20 protein-coding genes and 1 pseudogene are annotated in these 25,507 nt (G+C 30.7%); 18 read left to right on the forward strand and 3 right to left on the reverse strand.

Annotation, left to right across the window (positions count from 1 at the left end; translation table 11 throughout):
• Positions 1-10 precede the first annotated feature (10 nt).
• The 6 genes from CN601_RS01795 to CN601_RS01820 all read left to right on the forward strand — a co-directional run bounded on the left by CN601_RS01795 (position 11) and on the right by CN601_RS01820 (position 6,531).
• The gene (locus tag CN601_RS01795) at positions 11-778 is read left to right on the forward strand and encodes a hypothetical protein (RefSeq protein ID WP_098169805.1); all 768 of its coding nucleotides are present in this window, start codon (positions 11-13) and stop codon (positions 776-778) included.
• Between the two features lie 32 nt (positions 779-810).
• Positions 811-1,695 carry a DUF3307 domain-containing protein gene (locus tag CN601_RS01800; RefSeq protein WP_098169806.1) on the forward strand — a complete coding sequence of 295 codons (885 nt, stop codon included), beginning with the start codon at positions 811-813 and terminating at the stop codon, positions 1,693-1,695.
• 426 nt (positions 1,696-2,121) lie between these two features.
• Positions 2,122-3,582, forward strand: coding sequence for an IS1182 family transposase (locus CN601_RS01805; protein WP_098169807.1), 1,461 nt, complete (start codon positions 2,122-2,124; stop codon positions 3,580-3,582).
• A 296-nt stretch (positions 3,583-3,878) separates the two neighbouring features.
• The gene (locus CN601_RS01810; protein WP_098169808.1) at positions 3,879-4,598 is read left to right on the forward strand and encodes a hypothetical protein; all 720 of its coding nucleotides are present in this window, start codon (positions 3,879-3,881) and stop codon (positions 4,596-4,598) included.
• A gap of 328 nt (positions 4,599-4,926) precedes the next feature.
• Positions 4,927-5,391 carry a hypothetical protein gene (locus CN601_RS01815; protein WP_098169809.1) on the forward strand — a complete coding sequence of 155 codons (465 nt, stop codon included), beginning with the start codon at positions 4,927-4,929 and terminating at the stop codon, positions 5,389-5,391.
• A gap of 591 nt (positions 5,392-5,982) precedes the next feature.
• Positions 5,983-6,531, forward strand: a complete 549-nt coding sequence (locus tag CN601_RS01820; RefSeq protein WP_098169810.1) for a hypothetical protein — start codon at positions 5,983-5,985, stop codon at positions 6,529-6,531.
• A 390-nt stretch (positions 6,532-6,921) separates the two neighbouring features.
• On the opposite strand, the pseudogene CN601_RS01825 reads toward CN601_RS01820, so the two are convergent.
• A pseudogene (locus CN601_RS01825) lies at positions 6,922-7,374 on the reverse strand (hypothetical protein); the annotation flags it as partial.
• A gap of 196 nt (positions 7,375-7,570) precedes the next feature.
• Between CN601_RS01825 and CN601_RS27335 the strand changes: the two are divergent.
• From CN601_RS27335 to mreC, 3 genes are all read left to right on the forward strand, one after another.
• Positions 7,571-7,696 carry a hypothetical protein gene (locus CN601_RS27335; protein ID WP_257131578.1) on the forward strand — a complete coding sequence of 42 codons (126 nt, stop codon included), beginning with the start codon at positions 7,571-7,573 and terminating at the stop codon, positions 7,694-7,696.
• A gap of 91 nt (positions 7,697-7,787) precedes the next feature.
• Positions 7,788-8,177: an 8-oxo-dGTP diphosphatase MutT gene (gene mutT / locus CN601_RS01830; protein ID WP_179865395.1), complete on the forward strand. Its 390-nt coding sequence runs from the start codon at positions 7,788-7,790 to the stop codon at positions 8,175-8,177.
• A gap of 207 nt (positions 8,178-8,384) precedes the next feature.
• A complete protein-coding gene (gene mreC, locus CN601_RS01835) occupies positions 8,385-9,122 on the forward strand; it encodes a rod shape-determining protein MreC (RefSeq protein ID WP_098169812.1) in 738 nt (245 codons plus the stop codon).
• Between the two features lie 457 nt (positions 9,123-9,579).
• Here mreC and CN601_RS01840 read toward each other — a convergent pair whose 3' ends face one another.
• Positions 9,580-9,840, reverse strand: a complete 261-nt coding sequence (locus CN601_RS01840; protein ID WP_098169813.1) for a hypothetical protein — start codon at positions 9,838-9,840, stop codon at positions 9,580-9,582.
• A gap of 195 nt (positions 9,841-10,035) precedes the next feature.
• Here CN601_RS01840 and CN601_RS01845 point away from each other — a divergent pair, with 195 nt between their 5' ends.
• The 7 genes from CN601_RS01845 (at position 10,036) to CN601_RS01875 (ending at position 18,793) form a co-directional block, all read left to right on the forward strand.
• Positions 10,036-10,344, forward strand: a complete 309-nt coding sequence (locus CN601_RS01845) for a hypothetical protein (protein ID WP_098169814.1) — start codon at positions 10,036-10,038, stop codon at positions 10,342-10,344.
• Between the two features lie 31 nt (positions 10,345-10,375).
• On the forward strand, positions 10,376-11,113 hold the full coding sequence (locus CN601_RS01850; RefSeq protein ID WP_098169815.1) for a MurR/RpiR family transcriptional regulator: 738 nt from the start codon (positions 10,376-10,378) through the stop codon (positions 11,111-11,113).
• Between the two features lie 132 nt (positions 11,114-11,245).
• Positions 11,246-13,183: a PTS 2-O-a-mannosyl-D-glycerate transporter subunit IIABC gene (gene mngA, locus CN601_RS01855; RefSeq protein ID WP_098169816.1), complete on the forward strand. Its 1,938-nt coding sequence runs from the start codon at positions 11,246-11,248 to the stop codon at positions 13,181-13,183.
• 15 nt (positions 13,184-13,198) lie between these two features.
• Entirely contained in the window at positions 13,199-15,799 is a 2,601-nt protein-coding gene (mngB, locus tag CN601_RS01860; protein ID WP_098169817.1) for a mannosylglycerate hydrolase, read from the forward strand.
• 211 nt (positions 15,800-16,010) lie between these two features.
• Entirely contained in the window at positions 16,011-16,307 is a 297-nt protein-coding gene (locus CN601_RS01865; protein ID WP_098169818.1) for a nucleotide pyrophosphohydrolase, read from the forward strand.
• A gap of 52 nt (positions 16,308-16,359) precedes the next feature.
• Positions 16,360-17,976 carry a DUF2075 domain-containing protein gene (locus CN601_RS01870; RefSeq protein ID WP_098169819.1) on the forward strand — a complete coding sequence of 539 codons (1,617 nt, stop codon included), beginning with the start codon at positions 16,360-16,362 and terminating at the stop codon, positions 17,974-17,976.
• Between the two features lie 232 nt (positions 17,977-18,208).
• Positions 18,209-18,793, forward strand: coding sequence for an FRG domain-containing protein (locus CN601_RS01875; RefSeq protein ID WP_142317292.1), 585 nt, complete (start codon positions 18,209-18,211; stop codon positions 18,791-18,793).
• 159 nt (positions 18,794-18,952) lie between these two features.
• Here the strand turns inward: CN601_RS01875 and CN601_RS01880 are convergent, their stop codons facing one another.
• Complete coding sequence (locus tag CN601_RS01880; protein ID WP_218923226.1) at positions 18,953-19,879, reverse strand: HNH endonuclease domain-containing protein; 927 nt, start codon at positions 19,877-19,879, stop codon at positions 18,953-18,955.
• Positions 19,880-20,058: 179 nt separating this feature from the next.
• Here CN601_RS01880 and CN601_RS01885 point away from each other — a divergent pair, with 179 nt between their 5' ends.
• Together CN601_RS01885 and CN601_RS01890 are read left to right on the forward strand one after the other, a co-directional pair.
• Positions 20,059-20,391, forward strand: coding sequence for a nucleoside triphosphate pyrophosphohydrolase (locus CN601_RS01885; RefSeq protein ID WP_306659812.1), 333 nt, complete (start codon positions 20,059-20,061; stop codon positions 20,389-20,391).
• 528 nt (positions 20,392-20,919) lie between these two features.
• Positions 20,920-25,407, forward strand: a complete 4,488-nt coding sequence (locus CN601_RS01890) for an AAA domain-containing protein (protein WP_098169820.1) — start codon at positions 20,920-20,922, stop codon at positions 25,405-25,407.
• The last annotated feature ends 100 nt before the right edge of the window (positions 25,408-25,507 follow it).

Below are 25,507 nucleotides of genomic sequence, written 5' to 3' on the forward strand. Positions count from 1 at the left end.
TGGAATTTTTATGAAAACTCCTGTGTCTATATTTATTATGGATGTTAGTAATTCATCTTATGATGAGGTATTTGGTCAAGAATTATCTATGTATTTAAAAGAAATAGTTGAAATGATTAACGAGTGGACAGACGGGGTTGTAAAAACAATCGTAAAGCACCGTATGGGAGATGAAATATTATTAGTTAGTAATCACTATTCTAGTGCATATGTGCTTGCATTCTATATAAGTCGAATTTGGAAATATAAAGACAATCAACCGTATTTTGGTTTAACGTTTGGAGATATAAATTTGGAATTAGATGAAATTGATATAGAAACATGGATTCATCCTTTGTTAAAAAAGGCACGTTTAGCAAATGAGAGTTTAAAAAGAATCTCAAATCGACCTAAGTTTAGTTTTAAATTAACCGATTTAAATAATGAGAACGATCTTTTTGAGTTTGAAATGATGTTTAATTTGTTATTAACATTACAAAATACATTAATTGAGAATCAAACTGAGATACAGGGGATTATTTGTTCAATGTACTTAATATTTATGAAGCAAAAGAAAATTGCTTCAATTTTAGATAAAACTCCTGCAACGATTTCCAGCCACTTTAGAAAAGGGAATAGTGGAGAAATATTGAATACATTTGAGGAAATTCAATTAGTACTTAATTCGATACAAAAACGAACAAATCCTAAAGAAACGCAAGACCTGAAAACTATTAGCAATGATTTAAATATAAAAATTAAAAGTTTAATAAGTGAGAACATTGTTGAATTATTGTAATTTGGTTTACCTTTAGAAAGGAAAATGAAAATATGATTATTTTAAGCTTAGTTCTATCACATTTAATAGCTGATTTTTACTTTCAAACGGATAAAATGGTTCGGAATAAGAATAAATATTTAAACCTTCATATAATGCATCACTTTATATTAACGCTAATCACACTTGGCTTAATATGGTCATTGCAATATAAGTTTTCTAATTTCACGATGCTATTTTTGCTTCCAGTTCTTTCAATAGTAGTACTGCATTATTTAATAGATTACATAAAGATTAAACTTTTAGATTTAGGAAAGAGTCGGAAATATTTTGAACATTTTAATAGCGATTTGTATTTTTTTATTATCGATCAATTATTGCACCTTTTAACAATAATCGTTATTTGTAAACTATATTTTGGTATGAAATTTAGTTTCTTTATTAATAGAGTAATAGAGATATTTACAAATAATGGGTACCAATTAAATCAAATGAATACGTTTATAACGATTGTAATAATACTGATTTTAACTACAAGTGTTAGTGGTCATATTATAAAATTTCTTTTAGGAAGTATGCCAAATCAATTAGCGACTTTTGAGGGGAAGTATTTATTTAAAAATGAGAGGAAAGAAGATGTCGCACAAGGGAGTCAAATTTTCTCAAAAAGTTTAGTTGAAGAATATAACTATATGATTATTAAAAACCATGATTTAACAAGAGGAAAGGTCATTGGATATATTGAAAGGATTTTAGTAGTTTTACTAACTTATAATGGCGCGTTTCCAGCAATTGCATTTATCGTAACAGCGAAATCTATTGCAAGATTTAAGCAAATGGATGATCGAGATTGGGCAGAATATTTTTTACTTGGAACGTTAACACCAATGCTATTTGGAATCGCCTTTGGATTTATTTTAAAAGGTGTGCTTAAATAAACAAAAAGAAGGCCGTAATAATACCCCATTAATGTAGTGTTACTTACATTGATGGGGTATTTATATTTTTAAGTTAAATCAAGCGAGTGAATATGTTAAAGAAAAACAGTCTAACGATACCAGAGATTAACATAGTGACTGTGACAGAAAAAAGGCAGGCACAACCACAGACAAGAGGATGAAATGAAGATACCAGCGACAACGGAAAGCAAATTGTACATAAAAATGTAATGAATGGTAATTGTTCAAGATTGCGACCTATGACATTAGATCAATAGTATGATAGCAGATAAAGCCCCCCACCATAGGGGGAGGCCACTGAAAAAGTCCTCGTGGTTTAAAAAGTGAAGGCTTTCTCGATTTTATCGAGGAAGCCTTCACTTTTTTCTTGTATAATTATTGTATCAAGTAACGGTGGTGTCTCGAATGATCTCAAATCAAGAATCTTTTACCCTTAGCCCTTTCATGGCTTTATACGATCTAATTGTTCCGAAAGATAATATGCTACGTCAAATAAATGAATTAGTTGATTTTACGTTTGTTTTAGAAGAATTAAAGAATAAATATTGCCTTGATAACGGCCGTAATGCAGTGCCGCCTATTCGTATGTTCAAATATTTGTTACTAAAATCGTTCTATGATTTATCAGACGTAGATGTTGTTGAACGTTCAAAATATGATATGTCTTTTAAATATTTCCTTGATATGGCTCCAGAAGAATCAGTGATCAATTCAAGTTCTTTAACGAAATTTCGTAAGCTTCGTCTAAAAGATGTTGAATTATTAGACATGCAGATCAATAAAACAGTCGAAATCGCACTCGAAAAAGAACTAATCAATAGTACTTCCATTATAGTGGATGCAACTCATACAAGATCACGATTTAATCAAAAGTCACCAAAAGAATTTTTAATGGAGAAATCTAAACTACTTCGAAAATCTGTCTATCAAATCAACGAGGGAATGAAAGAAAAATTTCCTCAAAAGCCAACAACTGATGACATTGTTGAAGAACTTGCCTATTGTGAAAAAGTCATTCAAGCTGTTGAAAAAGAAGAAGCGATTCGTGAATATCCGAAAGTAAAAGAAAAACTGAACTATCTAAAAGAAGTTGTAGAAGATTACGAAGGTAACCTAGAATTTTCACAGGATCCTGACGCAAGAATTGGTCACAAATCAGCTGATACCTCATTCTTTGGTTATAAAACACATATTGCGATGAACGAAGAGCGTCTTATTACAGCTGCATTGGTTACTACTGGTGAAAAAAATGATGGAAAATACCTACAAACATTAATTGAAAAAAGCCGTGGAACAGGAATGCAAATTGATACAGTCATTGGTGATACAGCCTATTCAGAGATTGATAATCTTCAATACGCAAATAAAAATGAGTTACAATTAGTTTCGAAATTAAACCCAACGATTACACATGGAACACGTAAAAAAGAAGACGAATTTCAATACAATAAGGCTGCGGGGATGTACGTTTGTAAGGCAGGTCATATGGCAATTCGAAAAAGAAGACTAGAAAGAAAAAATCAGAAAAAAAATCCACGTGATATGTATTACTTTGATATTGAAAAGTGTAAAAAATGTGCCTTTAAAGATGGATGTTATAAAGAAGGTGCCAAAAGTAAAACGTATAGTGTAACAATTAAGTCAACTGAACACAAAGAACATGCACAATTTCAAGAGAGCGAATATTTCAAAGAAAAATCAAAAGAGCGCTATAAAATTGAAGCAAAAAATAGTGAATTAAAACACAGACACGAGTACAATGTAGCAAATTCCTCGGGTCTATTAGGGTTGGAAATGCTAGGGGCAATGGCCATATTCGCAGTTAATTTAAAACGAATAATGACCTTAATGAAGGAAGAAAAATAAAAATCGCCTTTTTTATTTCACATGTTGATAACAGTAAATAAAATTGACTGTTTTTCAGTGGCCTCCATAGGAGGACGGGGGTGATATATATAACCTGCTAGTAGAAGTAAAATATACACTATATTATAAAATTTTTTTTGAAGCTTAGTTTATAATTTGAGAAGTTAAGTGATTTTCTGCTTGATTAACTAAAAAAAATTGCAATTTTTGTAAAAGTCCTTCATTAGTCTCTGTACTTTACTTACCAAAATAAGGTAACGTTTTATTGATAATTATTAAAAAATGGGGGTCACATAATGAGTAATTTTACAAAAGATCTTAAAAATTTATTTGCAGAATCTTTTATTGATAATTTTGATACAACTGATAGCCAAAATTATCTAATAAAAAAGTTTACCAGAGAAGACATTCTCAAACCAAGTTTTTATCCAACTAATAATGATTTTCGCCAACATAATATAAATGAATTTAAGTATAGACTTGATACGTTACGTGGTGATAACTTCATTGATCTTTGGGAAAGGGTAATTAGAAATCGAACTACTGAACATACTTCATTACCAGAAGTTACAGTCCAAATAAAAACTAGACTAATTTCAATTGTAAAATCAGAACTATATATAAGAAAAAATATATTATTAGATAGTGTTGAAAACTGGGGTAAATATGCAATATCTAAAGATGAAAACTGGGGTGAGTATGCAGAGCATACTATAAAAGAAAAAGCTAAAAAATACAAACGCTTATTAGATTTTTTAAAATTATTAGAACCTGTTGAAGTAACCAAGCAAGCCGTAGAATTTACTAACGATGTAAAAGAAAAAGTTAAAGAAGATAGAGTAACGCTGGATAGTACTAAAGTCAGAGACGTTGAAGAATCAATTGAACAAGCAAAAAAAAGTCTAAAAGAAGATGATAATTTCTCAGAACGATTTCCATCCCATTTAGAAGCAGCACTTGTGTCTGCGGGTCTTACAGGTCTTCTTGCGCTGCTTAAAAGTTTATTTGGGTTTTAGATTTTTTTAAAATTTCTTATGAAAAATCATCAATTTTGAATACATTTTTATTCATAAAATATTGACATTGAAATTACATAAATCTTTTTATTATAATTAGTAGTTTAGTATGAATTGGTACTAGGTTTAATAATAAAATATTTATGATTCTTAGAAAGTACATGACTAACTTAAAATTTGAAATAAAACCCAAAATATTAAGAAAGAGGTAATAGCCTTTTTCTTTTTTTTATTTGGAAAATTATTGATTTGAAACCAATTATGTGCTAATGTGTCATTGGGTGTTAAATCAACACGTTGAACTAAACTAACACAAGGGGTTGTTAAAATGGCAAATGTAGATAAAACTCAACGGTTCAATATGTATCTTAGTCAGACATTAGTAGATGGGTTAGATGTACTAGGTGATCAAATCAATGTTCCAAAGAACTCTTTAATAAATGTAGCAATAGCAAAACTTTTATTAGATATGAAAGTTGTAGACAATCTTGATGAAGCGAATATAGAAGAAAGGAAGCCTGTACTTAAGGAGACGGAATACTGTGAACTTTTAGAACAGGGTAGATTGGTAACTAAAGATCAAATTAGTACAATTGAAAAAATAAAGGTGAAATCAACAGGTCAAAATGAAATTAGGTTTGCTTATTATAAACTAAATAAGAATAATAACGAAAGACTAATATTACGCCCACTTGATCTGAATGAGACCGAATTACTTCAGTTATTTATAGATGCTGTTAATAAAGAAGTATTTAGTTCGAACTTTAGAAATACGTTAAAAGGTATTCTATAGAATAAGCTATTGAAGGGAAGTTTCTGCTTCCCTATTTTTGTTCAATTGAGTATCTGGCAGACTATTTTTGATAAACGCTGCTTATGTATTTAAATCTCAGCTTGGGTCTACCATGGGTTGAATTTTAGGGGTTCTTAAAGAATGGGTATTTTTACTAAACCACGATCATCACCAAATTTACAAATATATAAATATCATTATTAAAAGTGGTGTAACCAGTATTCCAATTCCTCTTTGCCTTTCTTCAGGTACATTTATAACATTATACACGCCCTTACGTGAATACAAGCTGTCAACAGTAAAGGCATTTGGCATAAAAACACTCGTTTAAAAAATTTTTAATCATTTTTTTATTGAATATTGAATAGAAATTGATTTTATTATCTACTAAGGCTTATTAGGCTTCTATTGCAGTTTAATATTAAGGCTTCACTAAATATAAATTTATTAACTCAAATAAAAAAAGTCTTATTAACTAAAAAAAATATATAAATCTATAATATTAAAATAGCTAAAATTTATTGTAAACTGAATAACGGAGTTTCTTTATAAAGAGAAAATTTATAATGAAGATAGAAGGAGTGATTTTAAGTGAATATCAGAAGTAACTTGGATCAAGGACTGCGCGCAAAGATAATTAGATGTATTGATCTGTTAGATGAAGAATATAAATCTTTAGGATTTACAATAGATCCTTATCAAGATCGAGAAAGGTTAATCTATGAACGAGATAAAAAGCCTGATTTAACAGAAGAAGCGTATGATCAAATACTAAAAGGTGATATTGTTGTAGGTGGGTTAACACTTGGTGATAAGAAGAAAATCAAAATCTTTTTGTTTTTTTATGAGAAATTAAATTCAGATCCACTTGAGATTCTTAATTTAATAGGGAACATATTTCACGAAGTTCGACATGCTTGGCAAATTAAAAATAGTAAATTTCAAGGGGAAAAAGAGATTGGTAAGATTGATGGGAACCTTGATACATATTTTAGTCTTGAAGCAGAAAAAGACGCATACGAATTCCAATTAGTACAAATGCAAAATCATGCAAATAAGATTCTAGAGATATTCAATAATACTGCAAGAGTGGAGAAGTATACTCTTAAAGAAGAAATAATGAAGTTTATAAACGCTTAATACGACAGATTACATAATGTTATTAAGTGAAAAGTGGCTGTCTTTTGGGCAGCCTATATCTTTTTCAAAGTTTAACTAAAAAAACTGTGAACTAAAAGGTATGTGACTTAATTTTACCAACGATTTATTTTGTTGGTTGAGTAGTAGATACTTTTTTTCTTAAAAAGATTCAATTAAAGTTTCTTTGTTTCATTTCAATAGAGTGTGATACGTGTACAATGCCTTGCAGTAATCCCGTGATTAAATACTATAACTACTTGGTTTCTTGGTTTTGTCTCATCAGAGGATGTTAAGAAATCGTGAGTTTAATTATTTCTTTTTAGTCTTCTCTTCTAATAATCTCTTTAGTAAAGAATTTACAGTTTGTAACTTCGAAAGTCCCCACTTCTTAGCCATCGCAACTCCCAACGCAGGCAACCCAACTCTTAATGCAACTGGAAGTAAAACTGCACCAATTAAGGCTACTGCAGGAGATGGCCAGAAAAACCAAGATACAACCATCATTACAATACCAATTGTCCAAAATGATAAAGTGGCGTTTCTCAGCACCATTGTAAAAGGACTAATGTGCGCCTGATGCACTCCACTTACAGTTAATGCTTTACTCATCGAAACGATAATCGAGATGACTTAAATCGTGGAAAGTAATTGAGTGATGGCGTATATGAAACTTGAAAATAAGATACTAACTGAACTTGAAAGTGACTCAGTTGCTACTAGGCCAAGTAGGAAAATTCCAACTAGGCAGACGAGGCTGGTGTCACGTCTAAGAATTAAACATAAAATAATTAAACCTATAAATGCTACATAAAGCCAATGTATGGCTGTTAAATCAACATGCATGATAATAGCCCCCTTTCGTTACAGATATTGGATAACAATATATGCATTCGCCTAGATAGGGGTGAGTGAACAGTTTATTCTTATAAAGATATAATCTATAAATTGTTCCTTTTATTTACTTATTTTAGAAGTAATCTTTATTTTTCCTTTGTTAAAATAGTAGATGAAAAGTACAGAAGTGTTGGAGGTGTGTTTTATGGGTTTAAAACGAAAGAAAAAGAAGAAATCTACCCAGCCGAATACAAAAATAATAAATTTTGGAATGGAAAAGACTTTAGCTAAAATTGATAAAGCAATTCGGATTGTAGATAAAGCTCGTTAATAAAACTATCAATGTTAGTAAACCCGATTGATGAAAGTCATAAACAATATATAATCAATTTAAGATAAATATTTAAAAGGATATGAGAAAATTGAAAAAACAAGTAAAAGTAGTAGGAGCTGTAATCAGAAACGATCAAAACCAAATACTTTGTGCCTTACGTTCACCAGAAATGAGCCAACCAAATAGTTGGGAATTTCCAGGTGGAAAAATCGAGAAGGGTGAGAAACCTGAAGAAGCTTTAGTACGTGAAATACAAGAAGAATTAGGTTGTGAAATTACAGTTTCTGAATTGATTGAAGATGTAATCCATGAGTATCCAAATATAATGGTAAATTTAATTACATATGAAGCGAAAATAAAATGGGGAATTCCTGTAGCTAATGAGCATGCAAAAATTGAATGGAAAGAGATTTCTGATTTAAAAGAACTTGAATGGGCTCCAGCAGATCTTCCAACAGTTGAAAAACTTCTACTATAAACAAACTTCCGTGCCGTTTTTACAGATCAATGAAGATAAATTAAGTGACTTATATTTCCTTTGATTTTTTATTTTAGTTAATTCAGAGTATAATACGTAATATTAAACACAATATTGTCATATTAACTCTATTTTTTGGAATATTTTTCATGTTATTCTAAAGTGTAGGAGAATGAGTTCATAATTAAAATCAAAGGATAAACTATAATGAAAAAATATATATTTCTGGCTTTAGTCGTTATTCTAATTGGAAGTGGCTATTTATTTACGAAAAGCAGTACATTCAAAAATCACACTAGTAATATTAATGATTTGCTTACTTTAGAAAAAGAGAATGATTACTTAAATGCAAAAATGGGAAATGAAACAGCTTTAAATGCGAAAAATATTGAATTGGGCGTAGAAAATAAAGAGTTAAAAAGTCTTAAAGAAAGACTGAATAAAGAGAATCTAAAATACAATACTGCTGTAGCAGTCGTTACACAAAGAGATAATGAAAGCTGGAATAGCTTTATTTATATTAATAAGGGTTCTGACGATGGCGTAAAAATAAATACAAATGTAATTACCTCTCAAGGGCTAGTAGGCAAAGTGATTGAAGTGTCTAAAAATAGTTCGAAAGTGGATTTATTAAGTGCGGCAAATTATACATCTTATATATCAGTTCAACCAAAAGATGATGATAAATTACAAGGTCTAATCAAGGGCGCAGATGAGAAAACTGGGTATTTAAAAATGACTCTTTTCAATGTTAATGATAAATTAAAAAATGGAAAAATCATTGTTACCTCTGGTCTTGGTGGGATTTATTTACCAGATATTGAAATAGGTAAAGTAAAAGATGTTAAAATCGATAATTTAGGTCTAAATCAAACCGCATATATTGAACCTTTATATAATTTAAACAATATCGAGTACGTTATTTTGTTGTTAAGTAAAAAATAAAAATGAGAGAACAATTTATGGTTGTTCTCTTTCCAATCGGCGAGTTTTCTTTAGCGCGCTTGTTCATTTTAAATAATAATCTTAGCTTATTCCTTTTACGAAATAACTAAAATAAAAAAATCACCAGAGTTTAGCCAGAATTGGCGGAGAGCGGGTGATTTTTTGTCGTTGTCGTTTCTAAGTATTGTCGAGAGGGAATATCGAGGATACATAAATTTTTGTTGTTTTTCGTTTAAATATACATTATTGAAACCGATAAAAAATATAAACAAAAAAGTGGTTATTCTATGATGAGGCTCATGGAGCAGAAGGGTTTTGGGGTTATTCTTAATCTTGTCTGTCCATCTTTAGTTGGAATAAAGCGTTTTGGATGCTCCCGTGTCCAACACAATATTTTCAATTACTTTACTCTTTTTCGTTAAATGTTAAAGTGATACCCACTAGAAGTAACCTGGATTTAAATTTGATTAACATGGTAGTCAAATCTCCTTAACCCTACATCTTGCCGGATTTTAAGAATAATACTCTCATGAATTGTATGATAAACCAATTCATCACCTTTAGACTTTAACAGTTCTTTCGTTGCCAACTCGTCCAATACAGGTGCTATTATGGCTACCTCCTCAATAATTTCTTGATGATCTTTAATATAGGTCGATAAGACTTTAAGTTTAACAAATTGATTTGGATACAATTTTTTTACATCTTCCCATTTCATGTCATTATTCACATCCTCTCATTATTACCATAATTATAACCTCGTTCAATATCGCTATAAATACCAAAATATTTAAGTTTCTGTGTAATTTCTTTGTTTTTACCCTCAATAAATTCAGAATAAAATATAGTTGCCATATGATAGAATTAAGAATATTAACTGAAAATACATAATTTATAGGATGGTAAAAAAGGTATGGCAACAAAAAAGAATATACTAGGTTGGGAAGAGGCTAAAAAACGATGTCGTTTGAATGCGACTGATATACAAATGGCTAAGGAGTTGGGGATGACACCCAAGAGCTTAATTAAAAATATCCCTACGCCTAATCAGCAATGGAAAGCACCTGTAAAAGTATGGATTCGTGATCTATATGAGAAGAAGTTCGATAAGGTCCTAACAAATTACCCTGTCCACTCTAAAGAATTAAAAAGAGATCCCAAAAATCAAGAAAAACCGATGGATTCTGAACGTTGGATTGATGAGGAGGACCTTCCATTTTAGTGGATTCTAGTAAATAAGAGGTGTTTGATGAATGTTACAATTCAAAGAAAGGATTCAAAAATACGAATATAAGCTTAGTGATACTGATGATCAAATCGTTGAATTTATTCTTAATAACAAAGAAAAAGTAATAGGCAACTCTATACAATATTTGGCTTCTCAACTTTTCACTGTTCCGAATACGATTACGAGATTATCAAAAAGATTAGGTTTTGATGGATTTTCTCAAATGAAGAATAGTTTGAAAGAGGAACTTATTAATGTATATACAGAAGAGGATAGTCTAACATTTAACGTTCATAAAACAATTGGGTTAATTGATCAGAGTAAGCTAGCTATTACGACCAAATTAATTCAAGAAGCACGTAGAGTACTTTTCTTTGGAGTAGGGGATAGTGCACCATTTTGTGAAATGATGGTAAAAAATCTTAAAGTAGTTGGTAAACAAGCTGAGTATTATTTTCACCGTCACGATGTAGTATATGAACTTTCTAAACTTGAATCGAGCGAAAATAATGTACTGTTTTTAATTTCACTATCCGGGGAAACGGCCCAAGTATTGGATGTTGCAAATTTAGCAAAACAAAAGGGAATAAAATTAATCTCACTTACGCATTTTAGTAAAAATTCATTACAACAAATAGCGGATGTGAATTTGTATTGTTATTCTCCTAATAAAAGATTAAATGAATACAATATTACTGATAAAACTCCTTTGTTGTTAGTCCTGAGAGCATTATCTGAGTTTTATTGGAAGGCATCAAATTGATGTGTATAAATACACATGAAAAATAAAAAGTTGATAAAACTTGTGTAAAAATAAGAAGAATCAATCTTCTTATTTTTTTTTTGCTATCATGAAGTCAAAGTAGTCCACTAATAAATGAAAGGGGTTACAAAAATGCAGTTGAAAAAGTTAACTTCTCAAAGTTTAGTAAGTACGAAAGAGCGATTTGCATCTAAAGAAGAGATCATAAAATTTTTAGTTAAAAAATTAGCATCAGAAGGAAAAATCAATTCTGAAGTAGAGTTTTATAAAGCAGTAATGGAAAGAGAAGCTTTATCTCCAACTGGGTTTGAAGGTGGTCTTGCGATTCCACATGGAAAGTCTTCTGCTGTAAATGAAGCTTCATTTGCAGTCGTAACGCTTGAGAACCCGATAAGTTCTTGGGAAAGTACTGACCCAAAGAACCAAGTTGAGTTAGTTATTTTGTTAGCGATTCCAGAATCGGAGAGTGGCACAACTCACCTTACTTTATTGTCTGAATTGGTTACGCGACTATCAAATGAAGAGTATAAAAATAATCTACTTTTTTCAAGGACAAATAAAGAACTATATGAACGACTTGATTCGCCATTTCAATCTACTATTCCATCAATCTCGTTAAAAAGTAATAAAATTGTGTTAGCAATAACAGCTTGCCCAGCTGGAATTGCACATACTTACATGGCAGCGGAAGCGCTAGTCAGAGCAGGAAATGAATTAGGAATTAATGTATTCGTAGAAAAACAAGGCGCAAATGGAATTGAAGATCGACATAGTTTTGATTTGATAAGGAAGGCTAACGCGATTGTATTTGCGGTAGATGTTGCGGTGAAAGATGAAGAACGATTTAGTCATCTTCCGAAAGTTAAAACATCTGTAGTATCTCCACTTCGAAACGCAAAAGGAATTTTAGAACAAGCATTGCAAAAAGCGGAAATTAAGCCTAAAACAGGCATGAGCGATAAAGAAGAATTAGTTCATGAACTCGAAGATAAATCAATCAAAACAGAAGTCAAGGATTCTCTATTAACAGGAATCTCGCATATCATCCCTATCATTGTAGCAGGTGGTATGACGTTAGCGGCGGCGGTCTTTATTGCTCAAGCATTTGGACTTCAAGATACATATGCTGCGGAAGGCTCATGGTTATGGTTATTACGCCAATTAGGTGGATCATTATTAGGACAAATCATGATTCCAGTTTTAGCAGCGTATATGGCATACTCGATTGCTGATAAACCAGCATTAGGCCCAGGTTTTGCAGCAGGGGTAGCGGCAAATTTAATTGGTAGTGGATTTTTAGGTGGTATGCTAGGCGGTTTACTAGCAGGTTACTTCTTAAAATATTTAAAAGCTAAAGTAAAACCAAAAGGCACTTTCGCAGGCTTTGTAAGTTTCTGGTTTTATCCTGTAATCGGAACGCTTGTTGTTGGCTCAATCATGTTATTTGTAATTGGTAAGCCGTTAGCTCTCTTAAACCAGGGACTAATTGAATGGCTAGATGGAATGAGTGGAACAAATGCAATTATTCTTGGTGCAATTTTAGGAGCGATGGTTTCTTTTGATCTTGGAGGTCCAGTAAACAAAGCAGCTTACACGTTCTGTATTGGTGCCATGGCGAGTGGAAATATTGTACCTTACGCAGCCTTTGCATCAGTAAAAATGGTTTCGGCTTTCTCTGTAACAGGAGCAACTATTATATGTAAACACTATTTCTCTGAACAAGAAAAAGAAATTGGTAAACAAACATGGTTACTAGGATTAGCGGGAATAACGGAAGGTGCAATTCCTTTTATGATTAACGATCCGTTACGAGTCATTCCATCATTAATTACTGGTTCAGCTGTAACAGGAGCTATTGTAGCTTACTTTAATATTGGACTGAATGTACCAGGAGCAGGAATTTTCTCATTAGCTTTACTACAAGGGAAACCAGCTTTAGTAGCAGCAAGTATTTGGCTTGGTGCGGCATTAATTGGAGCGGTAATTTCAACAATTCTATTAATCATGACAAGAAAACAAAAAATCGTAAAAGACATAAAAGTAAAAGCATCACAACAAAGTGCAGCATAAGAGCGGAGGAGCAAAATGAAAAAAGTTCACATCGTTCCACATATGCATTGGGACAGAGAATGGTATTTTACAACTGAAGAATCTAGAATTCTATTAGTCAATAATATGGAAGAAATTATGGAGATGCTTGAAACAAATCCAAACTATCCTTTCTATGTGTTAGATGGACAGACAGCTATATTAGAAGATTATTTTGCTGTAAAGCCTGAAAATAAGGAACGAGTAAAAAAACTAGTTCAAGAAGGTCGATTAATTATTGGCCCATGGTATACGCAAACTGATGAAATGATTGTTGGTGGTGAGTCAATCGTCCGTAACTTGTTATACGGAATGAAAGACTGCGAAGAATTTGGAGAACCGATGAAAATTGGTTATCTTCCAGACTCCTTTGGACAATCAGCTCAAATGCCGATGATCTTAAATGGTTTTGATATTAAATATTCAATCTTTTGGCGCGGTACTTCTGAACGTCATGGAACTGATAAAACTGAATTTTATTGGGAGACAGATGATGGATCAAAGGTGTTAGTTCAATTGTTTCCACTTGGTTATGCGATTGGCAAATATTTACCTGAGGATGAAAAAGTACTGCAAAGTAGAATTGATAAGTATTTCACCGTACTTGATCATGGAGCAACGACGGAGCATATTATTTTACCGAATGGGCATGATCAAATGCCCATTCAAAAGAATATTTTTACGATCATCGAAAAGCTAGAAAAACTATATCCGGAACGTGAATTCTTCCTAAGTAAATATGAAAATATTTTTGGAAATCTTGAAGAGCAACCAGAACTTGATACATTAAAAGGCGAATTTCTAGATGGGAAGTACATGCGTGTTCATCGCAGTATTTACTCGACTAGAATGGATATTAAAGCGGCAAATACAAGAATTGAAAATAAAATTACCAATATTTTAGAACCACTTGCATCGATAGCCTATCGACTTGGATTTGAATATCATCATGGCTTAATTGAATTAATTTGGAAAGAAATCTTGAAAAACCATGCACATGATAGTATCGGCTGTTGTTGTTCTGATAAAGTACACAGAGAAATTCTAAACCGTTTTTATGTAGCAGAAGAAAAAGTCGATCAATTAATTAATTTTTATAAACGGAAGATTGTTGATTCGATGGATACTTCTATTGAACATGATCGAATTACACTTTTTAACTTACTTCCTTACGAGCGAAATGAAGTTGTGACAACAAGTGTTATGACAAAACTAAAATCATTTAAGCTAGTTGACCATAATTCTAATGTAATAGATTACGAAATTATCGAAAGAAAGATCATTGACCCAGGCTTAATAGATCGTCAAATTGTTCATTACGGAAACTATGATCCATTTATTGAATATACAATTCAATTAAAGGATACGATTCCATCAATGGGCTATAAGACATATTTCGTAGAGAAAAGTGATGAAGTCAAAAATAGAGTAACTTGTGTTACAAATAAGATCGAAACAGACTATTATGAGATCGTTGTTAATTCAAATGGAACATTGGAGATCTATGACAAGCAACTTAAACAAAGCTTTAAAAATGTTCTACTTTTAGAAAACGGTGGAGATGATGGGGATGAATATGATTTCTCTCCACTTCAATACGAAGGGCTAATTTATAGCTATTCAGTTTACGCGGATATTAAAGTTCAGCAAAATAGATATGGGGCAATGATTGATATTAAATATACACTACCTGTCCCGTCAAACTTAGAAAAACGCAAAGAACAAATTTATGATGGCGAAGTAGATGTTCATATTGTAGTGAATGTTCCAAAAGATAAACCTAGACTCGATGTAAAATTTGAAATAGATAATCAAGCAATGGATCATCGACTTAGAGTATTAGTTCCAACTAATATTGCGTCAGTTTTCTCACTATCAGATAATCAATTTGGTTCAATTAAACGAGGCGTTATAGATCATGCAATTCATGTGTGGGAGGAAGAGGTTTGGGATGAACGACCAGATCCAATTTACCCTATGTTAAGCTATGTAGCTTTATCGAATGAGGAATATGGAGTTAGTGTATTAACGAATAGTACGAGAGAGTATGAAATTATTGGTAGAAAGTTTGATACGATAGCGATTACTTTGTTTAGAAGTGTTGGTTTTCTTGGGAAGGAAGAGATGGTTCGTAGACCTGGGCGCCCTTCTGGTATTAAGTTGGCTACTCCGGATTCTCAGATGATTGGGAAGTTGTCTTTGGAGTTTGCGATTGCTACTTATAATAAGGAAGAGAATGTTGCTCGGATTGCTAAGGAGTATTTAACTCCGATTGTAGGTTATATTAAGATTCCTTTTGATGCTATGAAGTTGAATGGGTCTGGGGTGGTGACTCCTTTAGAATTTAGTTTTTTGAGGGAGAGGTCTTCGGGTGTGGTTTTGAGTACTTTGAAGAAGGCTGAGAGAGAGGATAGATTTGTTTTACGTTTTTATAATCCGTTGGAAAAACTACAGAATGTTGTTTTTGAATTTAATGGTGAATTTGAGCAGGTTTACACTGTTAATTTAAATGAAAAAGTACAAGATATGATTATGGTTAATGAACAGCAATTTGGAATAAATGTGAGAACAAATCAAGTTAAATCAATTTTGATTTAAACATAAAATTTACGCATATGAAATAACTGGGCTATTTTTCGTTTTATATTTAACGGAAAATAGCCTTTTTCTGATTAGAATTATAAAGCATTAAAATAAAGGAATCATGTTTTTAGCTATTTGATCATGATACTACAACTTTTATTTATATTAATGCAAATGATAAAATAAGTTATATTTAAAAAAATGAATTTTACTAGGTGGGCTATTAATGAAGGATATAATGAAAAAAATTATTGATTTTAGAGACGAGAGAGGATGGGCAGCTTATCACAATGAAAAAGATTTAGCCATATCCATTTCCTTAGAAGCGAATGAACTTTTAGAAAATTTCCAATGGAAAACTAGTGAGGATGCCGTTACTGAATCTATGCAAAATATTAAAGAAGAGATGGCAGATGTATTTATATATTTACTTCAGTTAGCAGATAAATTAAACATTGATTTGGAAGAGGAAGCATTTAAGAAAATGGAGAAAAATGCTATTAAATATCCTGTGAAAAAATAATAGTAATTAAAACTACATTAAACCTGTAGGTGTGAGGTAGGTAGAATACATAATGAGTAAGGTAGACATAAAAACATTTCCTTTTAAAAGGTCATCGTTAGATTATATTAATGATTACTATATTGACTATCCAATAGTCTACTTTTTAAATAACGATACATCTGTCTATATTGGTGAAACAGTTGCAGTAAGAAATCGTATGAGGGATCATCTGAATAATAGTGAAAGAAAGTCATTAACTAAGATGTCTTTGATTATTCATGAAAGGTTTAATCAATCAGCAACTTACAATATTGAAACTAAGTTAATCAATTATTTTCTTGCGGATGAACGATACAAATTACAAAACAAGAGTCAAACAAGTAATAGTTTAACTCATAATTATTATGAAAAAAAATTCTTTAATGAGGAATTATTTGATAGCATTTGGGATGAACTTTTAATTAGAGAAATAGTAGATAATTCGAGAAGTACCATTGAAAATAAAGATTTATTCAAGCTCTCACCCTTTAAAGAATTATCGATTGCACAATTGGAGCTCCAGCAAAAGATAATTGAAGTATGTAAAAATCATATACTTGATAATGAACCCTTTGTTTTCTTAATTAAGGGGGAAGCTGGAGTTGGAAAAAGTGTTGTACTAAGTTCAGTTTTTAATAAAATTCAAGAGTTATCAAGGGAAAAATCGTCTGTTTTGGAAAATACGAATAACTATTTATTAGTTAATCATTCAGAAATGTTAAAAACATATAAGAAAATTGCTGGAAAGGTGAAAGCTCTCACTAAGAAAAATTTTGAAAAGCCAACATCCTTTATTAATCAACGGAAAAAATCGATGGAAAAGGCAGACATAGTATTAATAGATGAAGCGCATTTATTATTAACAAAGCCCGATCCATATAATAATTTTGTTGAGGAAAATCAATTACAAGAAATTATTAACCATAGTAAAATTATTATTGCTGTTTATGATGATAAACAAGTATTGAAGATGAAGAGCTACTGGAATGAAGAAAAGCTTCAATCAATTATTAAAGGTATTAATTCTGAACCGACTTACAAGTTAACTAACCAATTCCGAATGAAAGCAAGTAATGCAATGGTTAATTGGATTGATAAATTTGTTGAAAAGAAGATTACTGAAATACCAAGCGATCCTAATTATGATTTTAGAATATTTGAGTCAGCAGCAAAAATGTATGAAAAAATACAGGAGATGAATAATAAAGTTGGTTTAGCAAGAATAGTATCTACATTCGACTTCATACATAAGAAAGACGGTCAACAGTATTATGTTGAAGAGGGGGATTTAAAACTCCCTTGGAATGGTGATTACGGAAATATTACATGGGCAGAAGAAGCAGACACAATTCGAGAAGTAGGATCTATTTATACAATTCAAGGTTTTGATTTAAATTATGTTGGTGTAATTCTTGGACCTTCAATTTCGTATGATGAACGCACAGATGAATTAAAAATTCTTACAGAAAATTATAAGGATACTGAGGCTTTTAGGGGTAAAGATGAGTTTGAAGATAGTGAGAGTATTAAGGAGAAGATTATTTTAAATTCGCTTAATGTTCTAATGAAGAGGGGGATACGTGGGTTGTATGTCTCTACTAGTGATTCGAAGTTGAGAGCTAGATTGTTGGAACTTCAAAGAGAATAAAATGGAACTAGCTGTCAATCATTGAAAAATATAGATTTTAAACTAATAATTTGCGTTTTACAAATACATGTTATGAAAATTTTTAGTAAATTTATAAAAATGAAAATTTTAAATTGGAAAAACTGTTAATTTATGTAAAAAATGGTAGAATTGAGTAGTTCGATTTTTAATTACGTGTTAAAAATTATATTTCAATTTTGGTTTTTATATTTTTATGAAGGAATGAAGTAGTATGGAAAAGATATTAAAAGAAAAAGTAAGCGGTTCAATAGTTGCAACATACATATCGGAAATATACGATTTGAAAGAACAGATGGATAAAAAAGGGTTGTTAGTTTATAGAGGAGAAGCACAAGATTTTGGGAATACTTCTTGTCAACCAAATATTTTTAGGATGTTTGATTTAGATAATGAAAAAAATATTGAGATTAATATACTGAACTCCATGTTTTCTAGGAAATATGCAGAAGATGTCTCATACTTTGAAACTGCTATAGATGCTCAACATGGAGGGTTTCCAAGTAGGTTATTAGATGTAACTTACAATGCATTAGTGGCTTTATTTTTTGCAGTAACTCCTCATTATACTCATAAGGTGGAAAGTTATGATAATAAACCAGGAGTAGTTTATCTTTTTGATATTCCGACGATGTATTCACCAGCATCATCAGATGTACATGATTTGTACCAGAATTTATTAAAAGAAATAATTGAAATACCTTTTAATATTCTATTTGGTTATCATATGATTGATAAACTTCTAAACTGTATGAGTAATAAAGATACTTCAAGCAATAAAACATTAGTAAATAATTAATTCAATTGAAGTTACCCTTTAAATATGTATGTTTTTAAGGATTTTACTTATTTTTGGAAATGCCCCGTAAATGTTTGACAACTCCAAACATTTACGGTTTTTTTATGATATATTTTTTATTCATTAAATGAAATCCAAAATTGTTTTAGGTAATCCTTTTCAATTGCAATTTGAATCAAAATCTTTTGTATTTTTATCAATTTCTTGTAGTAAAACTTTGTTCCGTTCCTCTAACCTTAAAATATCATTTTCTAACGGCATACAATTAGACTTCTCAGAATTTTCTCCTTTATGGCAGTAAACTAAATTCCATAAGTCATCAGAAAACATATAAGACCACGGAATAACATGATCTACTGATAAGTCATTTTCAATTATTGCTTCACCACAATAAAAACACTTACGGATACCATCTTCAAATACTAAATCAATATATTTATGAAACTTCTTTAAGGAAGATCTTCTAATTTTATCTTCATCAATGGCTCTTACTTTACGAGAGATACGTGGGCTATAATTAAACCCTTCTAACATTTGTGTCCATCTGTAATTAATTACTGTAAATAAATAATCGTTATGTATTTTAAGTAGAATAGCATTTTGTTTAGTAAAATATACTTTTCCTTCAATACGATCCAAGTTATAAATTTCGTAAGTATTACTGTTAAGATTCATAAACGGCCAACATATGTCTTGTTTTAGCGTTTTTATTATTTTTTTAACTGATGTAAAATAATTATTAGTTAAACCGATTGAATCAAAATCTATCTTTTCAAATCTTACCGGTTGAACTGAGCCTCTTTTTTCAAAATACACATTAATTAATTGTTTAGTTATTCCAACTATTTCAGGAGGCTTTTTTATATTTGCACTTTGTATTAAGTTGAAGTATATAATTTGATTCCAATAATATTTTAAGCAAAGTACTGCAATATCTTTGAAGTCAAATACAACAATATCATTTTCATAGTCATCACTAACATTTAATGATAACTCTACTAATGCTTTTCCCCATACCATTTTATAAGTATTATCGAAATTACAATTAAGTATTAGTTTATGCCATTGATTTAAGTAATCGTTCATTTTATCACCACTAGAAAATAAAGTTGTACATAATCTTTCAATATTTGAAAAAACAATGCTTTTTACTATTAACTAAGACAATTCTCTTTTAAAAGACCAATTCTAAAAATATTAAAGCTAAAGAAATAATTTCATATAAATATAAATTATACTAATTATGTGGAAAAGGAGGGTTCTTTATGACTATAAAAAATTATAACAAATTAGTGAGAGATAAAATTCCAAACATTATTACTAAATCAGGTAGTACATATGAGACAGAAGTCCTAAGTGAAAAAGAATACATAGAAAAACTAAATGAAAAGTTAAATGAAGAACTTGAAGAATTTTATAATGCAACACCAGAAGAAACTGTTGGAGAAATAGCTGATATTTTGGAAGTGCTTTATGCTATAGCTGAAACGAAAGGTATTTCTATGGAAGAAATCGAGAAAGTTCGACTTCAAAAGAAGGAAGAGCGTGGAGGGTTTAAAGATAGAATATTATTAAAGTATGTATTGGAGCATAAATGAAGATTTTGTAGAATTAAAAAATGATATTGACAATCCCTTTTAAGAAAACCCGTTCGTTTTATTGAACGGGTTTTATGTTTCCATAGTAAAGTGACTTAAATCTATATTTACGAATTAAGAGTATAATACGCTTACTATTTTGTTTACCATTAATTAGCACAATGATTAGCGCTATTGACCTACTTAAAACCGTTTAACTGTGTTAAAATCAATTTGTCAAATAAATTATAATAATTTTTATATTCAAAAGGATGCTCGTATAAAGATGATATCAAATGGATTTATCCAAATAAGAATTTCCAAATTAATGAACTAAAAAAATTATTTAGTTGATGATAATTACTTAACGGATAGATTTTTATTATTTGATGTAGAAAAATATTTAAAAATAATGAAGCACCATTTCGCAATGAAGAAGAAAATATAAGTCTGAAGAATAAAAAGTCTGTATAAGATAGTGTATGAAAGTTAGTTTGGGCTCTTAGGAGTCCATTCTTTAGTTAATAGTTTTGAGGTGAAAGAGAAGGCATGCAAAATACTAAAGTAAAAAGACTTTTTCAATATTTAATGCAATTAAGCGATCTAAACAGTAAAGTAATACGCCAAGTATCTGAACACAATATTGTTATGAATCAAAGTGATTTTAAAGAAGCTGAGGGCGTTCAAACTTTTATAAATGATGATGAAGAGGTATGGATACAAGTTCGGAAAATTACAATCTCTAAACAGGAAAAAACGCCACCAGATATCCCAGAAAATTTAATAGAATGGCTAGTAAAGGATCAAAAGATTGATAACCCAAAAGTCGAAAGAATTAATTTTAATGATTCATTTACCACAGAAGATGATAGAATAATTAATTTTAGTGACGATAAAGAGCGTGTAAAAAGCCATGCAGAATGGAATGTAAGATGGCAATTATGGAGGGAAGTTTTACTACGTAAACTAAAGGGCCAAGAAGTCTATGATACATTATTTAAAATTTATCAAAGTTTAGAACGTGAAAGTGATAAATTTGAATTAGTATTTGGTATTGGACAATTATTATGGAAAAAAGAGTTTACGATTAACCATCCTTTTATTACAGCTTCCCTTGATCTTGAATTAGATTCAAAAAAAGGAATTTTTAATATTTACCCTAAAAACAAGGGGTATCAAGTGGAATTGGATTTGCTCAGTGGGTTTACGATTCCTAACGGTGTTTCCATTCAAAATGTTGTAGATGAAATACAAAAGCACAAACCAAGTTTAGAGAATATTTCTTTTGCTACCGATACATTAAAACAAGTTGTAAATTTACTTGATTCAAAGGGTCGGTTTTATCTAAACGAAAATCAAGTTGTAAAAGCTGGCGACGTGCCGCAAATTGTAGATTCATGGTCAGTTTATTTAAGACAACAAGATTTTAAAGTACTTAAAAATGACTTAAGAAATATTATCGATAAAATTGAAGAGGGTGTAATTGAGCCAACAGCTTCTATTAAAAGTATTGTAGGGGAAAAAGTAAGTCAAAATGAAGATAGCCATGAGTGGGATAGCATCGATAATAATTTATTTTTCCCTTTACCTGCAAACGAAGATCAAAAAGAAATAGCTAGAAGATTAGCAAACTCATATGGTGTAAGTGTACAAGGTCCTCCTGGTACGGGTAAGAGTCATACGATTACGAATTTAGTTTCACACTTACTTGCTCATGGTAAAAAAGTTCTAATTACTAGTCAAAAAGAAAGTGCACTTAAAGTATTAAAGCAAAAATTCCCTGATAGTATAAAACCACTTGCTGTATCTGTACTTGGTGGGACGAGGGATTCTTTAAAAGATATTGAACTATCGATTCGTTCGATTTCTGATAACTTAGGAAATCTACATGTAGAAACTCTTGAAAAAGAAATTAATAATCTTAAAAAAGCTCTGCAAAAAAGCTATGAAAATGCAGCGCTTTATAGAAATCAGCTTAAAGACTATGTCATTAAAGAAAACGAAGAAATTGTTGTTGATGATATGAATGTAAACCGAGCTGATGTTGCAAAAATTTTAAAACAAAGTGTAGTCGATTTAAGTTGGGTTCTAGACGAATATGATTTAAATACACGATTCCCATTAAATAGTAATGAATTCACAGAATTATGGAGATTAAGAGGCGAACTTTTAAAAAATGACTATAACTTAATTGAATTTTCACTTCCGCAAGTTGATGAAATCCAAAACTCTAATGAATTTATGGAGTTTATTAAAATCGGTCATTCACTTCAATTAAAAGTTCAGGATATACAAGATTTAATGGAAAGTTATAAAATCCCATACGATATAGAATTCCTAAACAATTCTAAAGAAATGTTAGAGGATATTATTAAAGATAAAGATCTTTTCTCAAATAATGTAAATTTAATCATTTTAGAAGATATCTTTGCAGGTGGGATGCGCGAAGAAAATTGGAAACAATTTTATGATGAGCTTCAAGTAGATATTCAAAATCTTTTAAGTATCTCAAAGATCTTAAAACCATATGATTTTACGTTACCTAATAAGCCTTTATATCAAATTAAAACTGATGTTATAAAAGCAAAAGATGCAATCCTTCAAAATAAAACTAATTTTCTATACTTTATGGTATCTGGAAGAGATGTTAAGTACTTATTTAAGGAAAATGTCATTAATAATAAGCCAATTACAACAATTGAAGATGTTCAAATTATTGAAAAGAAAATTGAGTTCGAAGAGTTAATGGAAACGGTTATTCGTAAGTGGAATAACACAATGAAGGATATTAATGGGCCACTTATAGAAAATAGTGGAATGTTAATCAATAAATTAGACCAGAACTGTTCTATAATTTTTAAAGTTTTACAATTAAAAGAAAAAATTAATTTATTAAGAGAGTTTGTAAATTCAACTGATCTGAAAAATTTAATACTAAGCCAGGATTTAAATGGATTCGTAAAATGTTTTGACATAGTCGAAAGAGCATTTGAACATTTAGAATTAAAAAATTGGACAGATGATTATAATGATAAGTTACTATTTCTAAAAGGAAAGTGTGATAATCCTACATTGCATTTGATTTGGAAGAGTTTTTATGATGCATTAATTACAAAAGATGAGAACAAATGGATTAACTCTTTAAATGAATTAGATACTTTACGTAATACTCAGAATAAAGCTTTTAAACTTAAAGCTTTACTAGAAAAAGCTGAACAAGTTGCACCAATAACATGTAATTATTTCGAAGGTCTTTTAGGAATCGATATTGATATACCAACTGATTTCTTGGAAGCATGGAAATTAAAAGGTTTAAAAACTTGGCTTCATAAGTATGACGACTTTAATCAAGAAATAGTAGAAAAGAAAATTAAAGAAGAAGAAGAACAGCAAAGAAAGTATACGAAAGAAATTGTAGCTAAATCAAGCTGGAAATATCAAATTCAACATATAACAGAGGAACAAAAAAGAGCATTGTCTGCATGGAAAAATTACATTGCGAAATATGGTAAGGGTGGAGGCAAAAATGCTTCTCTCTATTTACAAAATGCACAAAAAGAAATGGAAAAAGCACAAATTGCTATACCAGTATGGATCATGCCTGTCGCACAAGTATTAGAAAACTTCCCTGTAACAAATGAAAAGTTTGATGTTGTAATTGTCGACGAAAGCAGTCAGTGTGATATTTTCTCAATTCCTATATTAATGCGCGCAAAAAGAGTAGTCGTAGTTGGTGATGATCAACAAATTAGCCCATACGCTATCGGAAGTAAGATTGAAGATATAAATAATTTAGTAGATCAATATTTACATGATATACCAAATAGTCGCTTATTTGACAAAGAAATATCACTTTATCAAATAGCAGAACAAATCTTCCCTAAAACTGGTAGCTTAATGTTAAAAGAACATTTCCGTTGTGTACCTGAAATTATTCAATTTAGTAATGATTTTAGTTACGGAGGCAAAATGATACCTCTACGAATGCCTAATCCGGATGAAATGATTAATCCTCCAGTCATGGCGATTGAAGTGCAGAATGGATTCTGTAATGATGCAACTGAAGCAGTAAATATTCCTGAAGCAGAAAGAATTGTTAAAGATATTAAAGATGTAATTGCAGATCCATTAATGAAAAAGCAGTCAATCGGAGTAATAGCATTACAAGGAACGAAGCAAGCGGAATATATAGAAAAATTATTAAGAAATGAGATTGGTGAAAGAGAAATTGTTAATCGTGGAATTAGATGCGGTAATGCATATACTTTCCAAGGTGACGAACGTGACATTATATTCATTTCTATGGTAATCGCACCAAATAGAAAATACACTGCTCGAACTAAAAATAGCGATAAGCAAATATTTAACGTTGCAGCAAGCCGTGCTAGAAATCAAATGAGATTATATCACTCAGTTAAATTAGAAGATTTAAGTAAATCAGATTTCCGTCACGAATTACTAAGATATTGTCAATCTCCATCTAGAGTTAATCAAGAAAAAGAAGACATTTTAAGCAAATGCGAATCGCCATTTGAAGTTGAAGTTGCAAAAATGATAATGGCAAAAGGTTATAAAGTTGTCCCTCAAGTACCAATTGCAGGAAGACGAATTGATTTAGTCATAGAAGGAATGCGAAGTCGCCTTGCTGTCGAGTGTGATGGAGAAAGATTCCACGGTATCGACAAATGGGAAGATGATATGAATCGTCAATTTATTTTAGAAAATCTTGGTTGGGTATTTTGGCGAGTAAGAGGTAGAGATTTTTACACAAATCCTAAAGTGGCTTTAGAATCATTGTGGGATAAACTTGATGAAATGAATATTTTGCCTTATGAAGAAGTTAAAATTAAAAGCTTGGATGTACTAAATGAGGATGGAAATATTGAAGTTTTTAGTAATGTGATAAAAGAAAGCGAACCTGAACATCTAATCGAATATGTGGATCAGCTAGCGATTGATATAAGTGATGGTAATATATTAGAAGTTGCTCCAGCAGATGATCTTCAATTAGATCTATTTAAAGTAAACAAATCATGAATTATTTGTGGAAGGAAACAATCGGAAGATCACTAAATAATTTATGAAAAATAACAAAGTTTTAGAAAAACACATCTAAATGAAGTGACCCCATAAAGTT

Origin of the sequence: Bacillus sp. AFS017336, assembly GCF_002555445.1 — a bacterium.
Lineage (GTDB): Bacteria > Bacillota > Bacilli > Bacillales > Bacillaceae_G > Gottfriedia.